This is a genomic window from Gordonia terrae, from assembly GCF_051789125.1.
Classification (GTDB): domain Bacteria; phylum Actinomycetota; class Actinomycetes; order Mycobacteriales; family Mycobacteriaceae; genus Gordonia; species Gordonia terrae_A.
The window spans coordinates 5080784-5092499 of the sequence record NZ_CP196526.1; the positions used below are offsets into that span (position 1 = coordinate 5080784).

At 68.5% G+C, this 11716-nt stretch carries 13 protein-coding genes; 9 read left to right on the forward strand and 4 right to left on the reverse strand.

The annotated features are described in order from the left end of the window. Positions 1–3: 3 nt before the first annotated feature. Complete coding sequence (locus ACSUZC_RS23150; protein WP_439030776.1) at positions 4–624, reverse strand: AIM24 family protein; 621 nt, start codon at positions 622–624, stop codon at positions 4–6. A gap of 245 nt (positions 625–869) precedes the next feature. On the opposite strand from ACSUZC_RS23150, the gene ACSUZC_RS23155 reads away from it, so the two are divergent. From ACSUZC_RS23155 to ACSUZC_RS23175, 5 genes are read left to right on the forward strand one after another with little or no spacing between them, the layout of a single operon-like run. After that, positions 870–1982, forward strand: coding sequence for a hypothetical protein (locus ACSUZC_RS23155; protein ID WP_439030777.1), 1113 nt, complete (start codon positions 870–872; stop codon positions 1980–1982). 45 nt (positions 1983–2027) lie between these two features. Continuing rightward, the gene (locus ACSUZC_RS23160; protein ID WP_439030778.1) at positions 2028–3245 is read left to right on the forward strand and encodes an HpcH/HpaI aldolase/citrate lyase family protein; all 1218 of its coding nucleotides are present in this window, start codon (positions 2028–2030) and stop codon (positions 3243–3245) included. Continuing rightward, positions 3242–4540 (forward strand): phosphoribosyltransferase family protein, encoded by a 1299-nt coding sequence (locus ACSUZC_RS23165; protein ID WP_439030779.1) that lies wholly within the window; start codon positions 3242–3244, stop codon positions 4538–4540. Before ACSUZC_RS23160 ends, ACSUZC_RS23165 begins: the two co-directional genes overlap by 4 nt. Further along, complete coding sequence (locus ACSUZC_RS23170; protein WP_439030780.1) at positions 4537–5667, forward strand: cysteine protease StiP family protein; 1131 nt, start codon at positions 4537–4539, stop codon at positions 5665–5667. Before ACSUZC_RS23165 ends, ACSUZC_RS23170 begins: the two co-directional genes overlap by 4 nt. Further along, positions 5664–6518: an HAD family hydrolase gene (locus ACSUZC_RS23175; protein WP_439030781.1), complete on the forward strand. Its 855-nt coding sequence runs from the start codon at positions 5664–5666 to the stop codon at positions 6516–6518. Before ACSUZC_RS23170 ends, ACSUZC_RS23175 begins: the two co-directional genes overlap by 4 nt. Here the strand turns inward: ACSUZC_RS23175 and ACSUZC_RS23180 are convergent, their stop codons facing one another. Continuing rightward, positions 6519–7262: a response regulator gene (locus ACSUZC_RS23180; protein WP_439033210.1), complete on the reverse strand. Its 744-nt coding sequence runs from the start codon at positions 7260–7262 to the stop codon at positions 6519–6521. 251 nt (positions 7263–7513) lie between these two features. Here ACSUZC_RS23180 and ACSUZC_RS23185 point away from each other — a divergent pair, with 251 nt between their 5' ends. Together ACSUZC_RS23185 and ACSUZC_RS23190 are read left to right on the forward strand one after the other, a co-directional pair. Further along, positions 7514–8188, forward strand: coding sequence for a helix-turn-helix transcriptional regulator (locus ACSUZC_RS23185; protein WP_439030782.1), 675 nt, complete (start codon positions 7514–7516; stop codon positions 8186–8188). 101 nt (positions 8189–8289) lie between these two features. Further along, positions 8290–8745 carry a nitroreductase/quinone reductase family protein gene (locus ACSUZC_RS23190; protein WP_439030783.1) on the forward strand — a complete coding sequence of 152 codons (456 nt, stop codon included), beginning with the start codon at positions 8290–8292 and terminating at the stop codon, positions 8743–8745. A gap of 33 nt (positions 8746–8778) precedes the next feature. Here the strand turns inward: ACSUZC_RS23190 and ACSUZC_RS23195 are convergent, their stop codons facing one another. After that, complete coding sequence (locus ACSUZC_RS23195) at positions 8779–9216, reverse strand: MarR family winged helix-turn-helix transcriptional regulator (RefSeq protein WP_439030784.1); 438 nt, start codon at positions 9214–9216, stop codon at positions 8779–8781. A gap of 138 nt (positions 9217–9354) precedes the next feature. On the opposite strand from ACSUZC_RS23195, the gene ACSUZC_RS23200 reads away from it, so the two are divergent. Next, positions 9355–9909, forward strand: a complete 555-nt coding sequence (locus ACSUZC_RS23200; protein ID WP_439030785.1) for a hypothetical protein — start codon at positions 9355–9357, stop codon at positions 9907–9909. 13 nt (positions 9910–9922) lie between these two features. Here the strand turns inward: ACSUZC_RS23200 and ACSUZC_RS23205 are convergent, their stop codons facing one another. Continuing rightward, positions 9923–10174: a DUF6480 family protein gene (locus tag ACSUZC_RS23205; protein ID WP_439030786.1), complete on the reverse strand. Its 252-nt coding sequence runs from the start codon at positions 10172–10174 to the stop codon at positions 9923–9925. 115 nt (positions 10175–10289) lie between these two features. Here ACSUZC_RS23205 and ACSUZC_RS23210 point away from each other — a divergent pair, with 115 nt between their 5' ends. After that, on the forward strand, positions 10290–11684 hold the full coding sequence (locus ACSUZC_RS23210) for an acyl-CoA synthetase (protein ID WP_439033211.1): 1395 nt from the start codon (positions 10290–10292) through the stop codon (positions 11682–11684). Positions 11685–11716 lie beyond the last annotated feature (32 nt).

The window sequence follows — 11716 nt, forward strand, 5'->3', positions numbered from 1 at the left end:
CCCTCACCGCTCGGCCGGCTGAATCGACACGACACCGCTGCCATCCCACCGCAGCGAGAAGGCCTCCCCGCCGCCCTGCCCCAGCGCCGCACGCCAGGACACGTCGGTGACGAAGGACTGACTCAACTGCCCACGGGCACAGACGAACGCGTCCGGGTCGACGACGAGCGGATACTGCGGTGACACCTCGAGATGGATCAGCGGTCCACCGTTGGACAGCAACGCGATCTGGCCGTGGCCGCTGACCGTCGTCGTGAACAACCCCTGGCCGGACGACGCCCCGCGTAGACCCGCGAACGCGACGTTGGTCTGCAGGTTGCCGTTGAGCACCATCAGCTGCTGTGACTCGACCTGCAGCATCTCGTTGTTCAGCTCGATGATCGTCGTCTCGGCAGCGTTGTGCGCGAAGTAGACGACGCCGTTGCCCGATGCCTCCATGAGCGACAGCGCTTCGCCGGTCGCGCGCTGCTTGAGCCCGGCGAGCACGCCGTCGCCACCGCCGAAGCCCGCGGACTTGAAGTTCACCTGACCCTCGTAGGCGACCATCGATCCGCTGATCGCGCGGACCGCGGTGTTGTTGAGCCTGGCTTCCACCACGCGTTTGGACCGTTGTACCAACTGCATTCGACGTGCCTCTCTCGCGCCGCGGGGAGGCCGCCGATCGACCGTCCCTCGTTCGTCACCCGACGCCATCCCCGCACCACGGCGCCGTCGACACCCCGGCATCCACCCCACCGTGGGCCGGGAATCCGGCCCCATACGGAGATGAAATTAGCCGATAGCATCGAGTGGTGCCCGGAAACTTCGTACGTCGTTGGTTCGGGAACGATTCACGCACGAATTCCGCATCGCCCGCATCATCGGAACAAATGACAGCGGCGTTCCTGGAGTCCGAATCCGTCCTGGCCGAGATCGATCCGGCCGTCGGCGCGAGCTCCGCGCTCGACCCCCGGTCCGGGCTCCGCGGCTCCTGGCAGGCCATCCGCGAACAACATGCTGAGGCCACCGCCGACTACCTCCGCCTCCTGTCGCCGCCGGAGGGTCAGCGTGTCCGGCCTCAGGATCTCGACCGGTCCACCGAGGCGTTACGCGCGATCACCGCGTCGATGCGTGCCTTCGCGCAGGCCAACGCCGCCACCCTGGACCGGGCGCGGGCCTCGATGCGTGCCGCCACCGCACAGGACCAGGAAGCACGGGTGGCCGCGCATCGGGCGTTGACCGCGCTGGAGGGCTCCACGCCCAGTGTCAATCGGCTGCGATCGGTGTCCCAGGCCACCGACGACCTCGACCGCACTCTGACGGCGTTCGAACACAGCACCGGGCTGCGTGACCGTCAGGCGACGGCCGCGGCCGTCGTCGCGTCGGCCCGGCGGCTCGAACAACTGCTCGCCGACGCCCCGTCGTTCGGCGAGCGGGCGCGCCAGGTCATCCGATCGGTGGAAACCCGGCGCAGCGCCATCTCGACCCGCGGTGCGCAGGTCCCCGACACGCTCTCCGCGCTCCGGCGCGAGTTCAGCGCCGACTGCTCGGTCGACCTGCAGCGCAACGGCGGCATCGTCGACGAACGGCTCGCGCACGCCGACGCTGAGCTCGATGCCGCACGGGCCCTGCTCGACGAGGCCCCCGACCAGGCGATCGACCGCGCCGACGCCGCCCGCGACGACCTCGCCGTGGCCGAGCGCGCCGTCGACGACGTGTTGTCTCGCCTCCGGGTCCTCCGCGAGGTCCGGGCGGACCCCCGCGGTGCCGAACAGCGTGTGCGGTTCCGGCTCCGCGACGCACAGGTGTTCGCCGTCAATCACGCTCTGGTTGACGAATGGGGCTCGGTCCTCGATGCTCAGGCCGACCGGATCGAACGCGCGAAGGAACACCTCGATCGCATCCACCCCGACTACTGGGGATATCTGACCCAGCTGGGCGCGGTGGACGACCGGATCACGGAGATCGTTTCCCGCATGAGAGGACAGGTGGCCGCAGGATGACCACCAGCACGACGACAACGGCGTCACAGTGAGCACGGCTTCACGATGACCACATCGGCACGACCCGACGACACCGGTCTCGAGCCCGGGACGATCAAGCACTTCGAGCATCTGACGCACGAGACGCTCGACGAACTGTTCGTCCGTCGACCGGAGCCCATCGACCCGACTTGGCCCGCTCAGAGGTTGGCGGTCGCGTTGGGCGCAACGCTGTACGTCCCGGCGACCCGGCCCGACCTCGCGCAAGTGATCCGTCGACGACGCGCTCAGGGTGTCATCTCGATGGTCATCGACCTCGAGGACGCGGTGGCCGATCACGAGGAGGCCGAGGCGATCGAGCACGCCGTGGCCGCCCTGAACGACTTCGCCGCCGATCCGGGCCCGGCGATGCTGCTGTTCGTCCGGCCGCGGTCGGCGGACCAGATCATGCCGATCGCCACCGCGCTCGACGCCCCCAGCGCGCTCACCGGGTTCGTCATCCCGAAGTTCAGCTCGGACAACGCCCAGGCGGCGCTGGACGCCGTAACCCGCGCCCGCGAGGTCCTCGGCAAGCACCTGTGGGTGATGCCGGTGCTGGAGTCGGCCTCGGTCGTCCATCGCGAGACCCGCGACGATGAGCTGGCCGCACTCGCATCGCTGCTCGGCGCACACCGTGATCAGATCCTCGCCGTGCGGATCGGCGCCACCGACATCTGCGGCCACTTCGGCATCCGACGCGACCGCGACCTCACGATCTACGACGTGCGGGTCGCCGCCGACGTGATCGCCGGCATCGTGAACCACCTGGGACGCAGCGACGACACCGGTTTCGTCGTGACCGGGCCGGTGTGGGAGTACTTCGCCGACCACGAGCGGATGTTCCAGCCGTTATTGCGGCACACCCCTTTCCGCGAGAACGACGCCGTCTACTTCCGCCAGCAACTGGTGAGCCGCGACATGGACGGGTTGCTGCGGGAGATCACGCTCGACCGGGCGAACGGGTTGCACGGCAAGACCGTGATCCATCCGGCACACGTCGCCGCGGTGCACGCATTGTCCGCGGTGACCCATGAGGAGTACCACGATGCGCTCGACATCCTCGCCGGAGAGTCCGGCGGCGTCCGGGCGTCGTCGTATCGCAACAAGATGAACGAGCTCAAGCCACACCGCAATTGGGCGCTGCGGGTGATGGACCGCGCGGCCGCCTTCGGCGTCACCCGTCAGGGCATCTCCTTCGTCGATCTCCTCACGGCACTCGCGACGCCGGGTGCGGCTGCCTCGTGACCGATCACCTCACCTCTGACATCGACTGGGTGACCGCGCGATTCGGCGTGACGGTGACTCCTGCGGACGGTGGCCACCCCGCCCACACCGTCCGCGATCTGGTGCGGTTGGGCCTGCGGCACAATCGGCGACGTGCCCACCTGCTGGTGTCGACGGTCCTGGGCAAACACATCCCCACACGCCCCTCGGTCGTACGCGGTGCCGCCGACGACCTCGGTGACGCGGTCGCCGCCGCGATCGGCGCCGACGCGGCCGCCCACGCACTCGTATTCGGGTTCGCCGAGACCGCAACCGGACTCGGACACTGTGTCGCCGAACGCATATCGGCATCTCGTTACCTGCACTCGACCCGACGCAGCCTGCCCGGCGTGGAGGTATCGGGCACCTTCGAGGAAGGGCATTCCCACGCGACCACCCATCTGCTGCAACCCAGTGCAGACACCTTCCTGGACCCCACCACCCCCGACGAGACACTGATCCTCGTCGACGACGAGATCTCCACCGGGAGGACCGCACTCGGCGCGATCGAGTCGATCATCACGGCCCGACCGCGCACCCGGTTCGTGGTGGCATCCCTGGTGGACATGCGGACCGCCGGTCAGCGGGCCGAATGCGTCGAGGCGGCAGCAGGTCTCGGCGTCGAGGTCACCTATGTGTCACTCGCATGCGGCGCCATCACCCTCCCGCCGACACTTCTCGACGACGTATGGGCCCTGGAGTCCGACGAGCTCAATCCGGTCACCGCGCAGCGCGGAGCGGTCACCACGACGACCCTCGAGTGGCCGGCGGAAACACCCGACGGTGGACGACACGGTGTCCTCCGCGAGGATTCCGCGGACTTCCATCGCGCCGCGGACGGTGCCGCGAACACCATTGCCGACCTTCTCGATCCCCGGCGTCCAGCCGTCGTCATCGGCCACGAGGAACTGATGTACGCACCTTTGTGCATTGCCGAGCACCTCGAACGTCGAGGTTTCTCGGTGGGTTACCAGACCACCACGCGGTCGCCCGCCCAGGTCCACGACGCACCTGGATACCCCCTTCGTCGCGGATTCCGGTTCGCCGCACCCGAAGCCGACCCGGGCACCCCGCGGTTCGTGTACAACGTGTCCTCCTCGGACTTCCCGGACCCACACGTCGTGCTCGTCGTCGACTCCCCCGCCGACACCTCCGAACTGCGGGCGCCCGGTGGCGCCGTCGATGTCCTCACCGCAGCAGGCCATCCGGTGACGATCGCGGTGCTGCCGGCAACCGACCAGCATGCGCTGGCACGAGTACGAAGCGAGATGCGATGAAGGGCACCGTCACCTCGACGCCGCCGCTGTACGGTCCGTCCTTCGGGTCGTATGGCCCCGACGAGGTCACCTGGTTGCTCAAGGACCTGTCCGATATCGCCCTGGAGGGCGATCTCCACGAACGGGAACGTCGCATCCAGTCCGGTCAGGCCCACTACGCCGAATCTCTTCCGATCGAATACCAACCGGGCCGCGAATACCAGGAACTGTTCCATTCGACGCTGCGGTCGTCGGCGCAACGACTCGCCGAGGCCGTCGGAGTCGTATCCGAACTCCTCCTCGCCGAGCGACACTCGACACCCACGCTGGTCTCGCTCGCCCGCGCAGGAACGCCCGTGGGCATCCTCATCCGACGCTGGATGACGGCGATGCACGGTGTCGACCCCCGGCACTACACCATCTCGATCGTGCGTGGCCGCGGCATCGACACCGTCGCGCTGGACCACATCGTCGAGCGCCATCCCGCCGAGTCGATCGTCTTCGTCGACGGATGGACCGGCAAGGGCGCCATCCAACGCGAACTCACGGCCGCCCTCGCCGAGTACGCCCGGGTCGGCGGCCGGCCCCGGTTGCACGACGAGTTGGCGGTTCTCGCCGACCCCGGTTCGTGCACAACACTGTTCGGGACCCGCGACGACTTCCTGATCGCCTCGGCCTGCCTCAACTCGACCGTCTCCGGGCTCGTCTCCCGGACCGTTCTGAATGCCGACCACATCGGCCCCGGCGAGTTCCACGGCGCGAAGTTCTACCGTCATCTACGCGACTTCGACGTGTCGGGCGTCCTGCTGGACACCGTCAGCGCCGAGTTCGGCCCGGTCGCCGAGCGGGTCGCGTCGACCCTCGCGACGCTGACACCAGAGGCGCGGCGGCCCACCTGGTCAGGGTGGCAGTCCGTCGAACACATCCAGAACCAGTACGGGTTGTCCTCGATCAACCTGGTCAAGCCCGGCGTCGGTGAGACCACCCGTGTGCTCCTGCGCCGTGTGCCCTGGCGCATCCTCGTCCGTGCCGACGACCTGCCCGAGCACCGTCACATCCGGTTGCTGGCTGCCGAACGCGATGTACCGGTGGAGGTTTCACCCGCGCTCGCATACTCCTGCGTCGGGCTCATCAAGGAGGACGCGTGACCGCGCTGATCGCGACGGACCTCGATCGCACGATGATCTACTCGCGAGCCGCGATGGGCGACGCCCAGTTCACGACTCTCGACACCGTCTGCGTCGAGATGTACCAGGACGCGCCGTTGTCGTATATGGCCGGTGCAGCCGTCGACCTGCTGCGCCGGCTGGCGCGCGCCGCGGTGGTGGTCCCGACGACCACGCGCACCCCCGCTCAGTATGAGCGAATCGATCTGCCGGGCAGCCCGTTTCGGTACGCGGTGGTCAGCAACGGCGGCCGAATTCTCGTCGACGGATCCGACGACCCCGGGTGGCGCCGCCACGTGGAGAGCGAGGTCGCCGGTGCCGGAGCGACTCTCGACGAGGTCCTGGCCGAACTCCGTACACGCATCGACGATTCGTGGGTGACGGCACTGCGCACCGCCGACGACCTGTTCTGCTATCTGGTCGTCGACACATCCGCTCAGCCCGCGGATTTCCTGACGCAGTGGCACGACTGGTGCGGGGCGCGTGGGTGGACCGTGTCACAGCAGGGGCGCAAGATCTACGCGACGCCACAACCGGTGACCAAGTCGGCGGCGATCGCCGAGGTGCGCCGCAGGCTGGTGGCGGACGGGACGCTCGACGCCGCGGCCCCGCTGTACGCGGCGGGGGACGGTTGGCTGGACACCGACCTGTTGCTCGCGGCGGACCACGCGATCAGACCGCGGCACGGTGAGTTGGAGTCGCTCGGCTGGTCCGCGCCGGGGCTCACCCGCACGGCAGAGGCCGGCGCGCTCGCCGGGATCGAGATCCTTCGATGGTTCGGCGACCGTTGCGGTCTGGGCGACGACGAGCCCGCCGAGGCCCGCGCGACCTGATCAGCGGGGCGCCGGCCCGAGAACGTCCTGGTGCCCGTTGCGACGGCACCAACTCGTGAGATAGCGGGCATGCAGGCCGCACCACCGGTAGACGGCTGCCTGGGTCATCGGCAACCCTTCGGCGTGCTCGCCGAGTTCGGTGATGATCGGGCCGAGGTAGTGGTTGGTCGCCTTGTTCGCCGTGCTCGGCGAAACTTTCGCGGCACGGGCGAGCGAGGCGTTGTCCGACGCGTTTCCGGACGCGATCGCCCCGGCCAGTCGGCCGGCGGTGGCGCCGCGCTGTCCGGAGAACAGTCCGTACAGCGTCGACCGTCCGGAGTTGTACCGCCTGTCCGGTAGTCCTTGTCCGAGGGCCACCGCCGTCACCGTGCTCGTCAGCACATCGAAACCGTCGGACTTCGCGATGATCCCGGCGACCTCCTCGCGCTCACCCGCCTCGTCGAGGTGATCGCGTTCCAGCCCGGAACCGTGGGTGGCGAGGATGACCGGCGCCCGGCGGTCGTGGACTGCGAGGGCGTCGATGACGTCGAGACCGTCGAACTCCCACTCCAGATCGCGACGGTTCCACAGGAGGTCGGTCACCACGACGTCGAAGCGCACGTTGTGCGCGACGCTGCGGATGAACTCGTCCTGCGTGGTGGCCACGCTCACCGTCGCGCGGTCGAGCGCATGGGTGAGGTGCGCAGCCACGACGTGACCGAGCGGAGTCGCAACCAGCACGCGCAAACCGTTCGGCACACTCATGATGTTGCCCGATTTCTCCCGTTCGCGCGTGATCACGCATCTATTCGGGCTCGTTGAGCGCAGTACGACCCGAACGGGGTGATTTCTGGCCGTGGAGAGGCTGACATGCAGCTCGATGTTCGCCAGGGTGGAGAAAAGGGTATCGACAGGCCAGGGTTTCGCGACCCCCCTGACCGACAACCATCCAGCACGACGCCGGGGACCGACAGCCACTGTTCCCGCGCACGCATCGACGCAGGAGAACAGGAACCGTGTCCACATCGCTGAACGAATCCCGCCCGCCGCCCCGGCCTGGTGGTGGGAAGCCTCACGGAGCCGACGTCGCGGACGGAACCACGAGCACTTCGCCCCCGACGGCGTCGTCCGGGACACGGGTCGCCGCCGTGGTCGCGGAGGGCGACATCTTCGACGCCGCGCTTCTCGCGCTGGTCGAGTCGGCGGGCCATCACGCGATCCTCGTCGAGCCCGCACAACTCGCGGCACTCCGGAATCCGGGGGCGCTCCTGGTGCGCTCTGGCGCCATGCTCGGTTTCGTGCGACGAATCCCCACGTTGCGCACGGTGCGGGTGATCTTCCTCGGCGACGGCGTGGCCGGCCACGAACACATCCGCATCTCTCCCCGCGCCCCTCATGCCGAGGCCGCGCTCGAACGCGCACTGTCGTCGACCGTCGGTCCGCCGACGCCGTCGACTCCGCCCATCCCCGTCAACCGGGTCCGCGTCACCGATCGCGAGCGGGAGATCCTGCAGACCTACACGCTCGGGGCCACCCTTCGTCAGACGTCGCGTGAGCATCAGATCGCGGAAAGCACCGTTCGCGAACACTATCGACGCGTTGCACGGCGCTACGAAGAAGCCGGACGCCCCATCGGCAACAAAGCGCAGCTGCTTCTCGAGTTCATGGCCGACGGGTGGGTCCGCCCCTGAGGTCGAGGCCGCCGCTCGAGTGCAGCCCGACCCGCGGCCGGTGGACGTCGCCGAGCCATCGCCGTACAGTGTACGGAGTAAGCTCGACGAAGGGACCCGTCATGCCCACTTCTCCGCACTCCGCGACGCCGCCGCGTTGGCTCAAGCCGATGAACAAGGTGTTCCTCCTGATCAAGCGCTTCGGCGGCATGAAGGAGCTGCCGGTCCTGATCGTTCCCGGACGGCGCAGCGGCAAACCGCGACGGACACCGCTCACGATCGTCGACTTCGACGGCGGCCGGTATCTGCTCGAGGGATTCCCCGGTGCGGACTGGGCCCGCAACGTCCGCGCGGCCGACGGGCTCGCGCAACTGTCCGTCCGCGGTCGGGTGAGCGATGTCCGTCTCAACGAACTACCGGCCGACCAGGCGGTTCCGGTGTTGCGCGCGTGGCCGGAGCTGGCCGGCACCGACGGTCCGAAGATGATGAGGGATGCGGGCGTCGTCGACGATGTCACGCCTGACGCATTCGCCGCGGCTGCCGGGCGGTGCGGGGTCTTTCGTATCGATCCGCGCTGATCCGGGTCCGAGACCCGAGATGTGGTGTCGACGTCAGGTGACGGTCGCGACGAGGAGCCGCAGCAGCCGGCGGAAGGTCGCTGCCTGACCGTCTGACATCGCGCCGCGCAGGAGTTCGTCCTCCACCGTCCTGATCTGCGATCGCACCCGATCGTGCAGTTCGCGGCCGTGCTCGGTGACAGAGACGCTCCATTGTCGATGGTTGCCCGACCGCTCCCGCGTGACGATGTCGCGCCCCTGGAGTTCGTCGAGGTGGCGCCCGAGTCGCGTGGGGTCGCGGCCGGTGCGCTGCGACAACTCCCGTTGCGACAGCGCCGTGGTCGCGGCCACCTCGCTCACGATGGCGTACTCCCACATCGAGAGGCCGGCCGCCTGCAGTATCGGCGCTTCGAGCGCGACCAGCCGCGGCACGAGTCGCCCGACGAGCGCGCCGAGATCCGGCTCCGTGACTGCGTCGTCGTCGTTCGCCATCGACACACCTCCTCTGATCGTCTACCGTGGTAGACGATCGCTGCGGGCAGGGCTCTTTCTCCTCTGCTGCCGGAGCATCTTCTCATCCCGACCACCTACCAGGGCGAATCGGCGATCGACACCATGAAGGGACGTCCCATGGACACTGCGGCACTACGGGAGATGACCGACGACGTGAGTGCTCACCTGTCGGAGATGACCATCGGCGACATGTCCGTAGGGGCGGTCGGAAGAGCCGGCGATCTCGGCCACCTGTACGTCTCGTCGATCAACCGGAACCGGCGCGTCGCCGCGATTCTGACCGGCGATCGCGCGCAGGTTGCCGACGATATGCGCGGGAGCCTGCTCCGATCATCGGCGAACCAGTACGGAGGCGGTTTCGAGCATCCTTACCGACGCAGCGCGACTGAGGTGGTGACCGCGTTCGACGCCGTCCTCGACGGCGAGCGGCTCGTCGACGTCGACGGCACGGCGGTCACTGCTGACGAACTCTACGAGCGCGCGGTTCGCGACGCCTTCCTGTTCGCCTGGAATCTCGCGTCCGTGCTGGACATCCGGTTTCACCCGCGTGCCGGCGTCATCCGCCAGGTCATCCGATCGATGCTATCGAGCATGGAAGATGCCGACCTGGAGGCGACGGTCGACGTCCTCGTTCGGACGTCGATGCCCCGCACCGCGGCCACCGGCGGGTGACTGGCGCTCACGCTCAGAACAATCCCACCGCTCGTCCGACGAGACCCACGGCCACCACCAGGAACAGGATCGCGGCGAGCGCGATGGCGATGAGCGGGCCGAGTTTCCGACGCTGCGGCGGCTCGTGATTGGGTCCACCCACAGCGGTCTCGGCGGGTGGGGTGTCTCCCGGCCGGACGCCACCCCCGGATTCGAGTCCCGCAGTGTTCGACGGGTCGGGATTCTGCGGATCGAACGTGGAGTCACGCGTTTCTCTGTCAGCCATGGCAGATGCGTACCCGAAACGGCCCCGGCTCACGCGTGATCGCGCGCACGCCGCGTCACCTCGACGATGCGGCAGGTCGACGGCGCAGCAGCCGCATCGTGGCACAGTGAGAACTGTGCTGCTGCCCACCCTGACCCCCACCGCTCCGGACGACCCCGCCGTGATCCGCGTCGGCGACGACCAGTTGTCGCGGGAGGACCTCGTCGGCGCGGCCACCGCGGTCGCGGAACGGATCGCCGGTGCACGGACTGTCGCGGTCCTGGCGACCCCGACCGTGGAGACGGTGCTGGCAGTGGTCGGCGGGCTGATCGCCGGTGTGCCTGTGGTCCCCGTGCCGCCCGATTCCGGTCCGCGCGAGCTCGACCACATCTTGACCGATTCGGGTGCACAAGCCTGGCTCGGCGCGGCCCCGGCGGATGCGACTCTGCCCGTCGTACCAGTGCGCCGTTATGCGAAGTCGTGGCACCGTCACCCCGAGCCCCACGCCGATTCGATCGCGCTGATCCTTTACACGTCGGGCACCACGGGTCTGCCCAAGGGCGTGCCGATCAGCCGTCAGGCGATCGCCGAGGGGCTCGACGCGCTCGCCGACGCCTGGCTCTGGACTGCCGACGACACTCTCGCGCACGGCCTTCCGCTGTTCCACGTGCACGGCCTGATCCTCGGCGTCCTGGGCCCGTTGCGCCGCGGCGGCCGCCTCGTCCACACCGGGAAACCGACCGCTGAGGGTTACGCAGCAGCAGCGGCGACCGGCGCGAGCATGTTCTTCGGCGTACCGACGGTGTGGAATCGCGTCGCCGCCGAACCCGCCCACGCGCAACAGCTCTCGGGTGCCAGGATCTTGATCTCGGGCAGCGCGCCCTTGCCGGTGCCTCTGTTCGAGCGCATACACGAGCTGACAGGACACCAGATCGTCGAACGCTATGGCATGACCGAGACACTCATCACCGTCAGCACCCGCGCCGATGGTGAGCGACGACCGGGGTGGGTCGGCCTTCCCCTCGCCCATGTGGAGACCCGCCTCGTCGAGGGCGCCGAGAGCGTGCCCCACGACGGTCAGAGCGTCGGTGACCTCCACGTGCGCGGCCCGATGATGGCGTCGGGATACCTGAATCGTCCCGACGCGACCGCCGAATCATGGCTGTCCGACGGCTTTTTCGCGACCGGCGACGTCGCCGTCATCGATCCCGACGGCATGCACCGCATCGTCGGACGCCGCGCCACCGACCTCATCAAGTCCGGCGGCTTCCGCATCGGCGCCGGCGAGATCGAGACCGTGTTGCTCGCGCATCCGGCCGTCCACGAGGTCGCGGTGATCGGTGTACCCGACGACCATCTCGGTCAACGCATCGTCGCCTACGTGGTGGGCGACGATGCCGTCGCCGACACCGAACTCATCGAGTTCGTCGCGGGCGAGCTGTCGAATCACAAACGGCCACGCGAGATCCGGTTCGTCGAATCGCTGCCGCGCAACGCGATGGGCAAGGTGCAGAAGAAGCTGCTCGGCTGAGTTCCGCGCCCGCCGGGGTGGTGTGCGCTGCC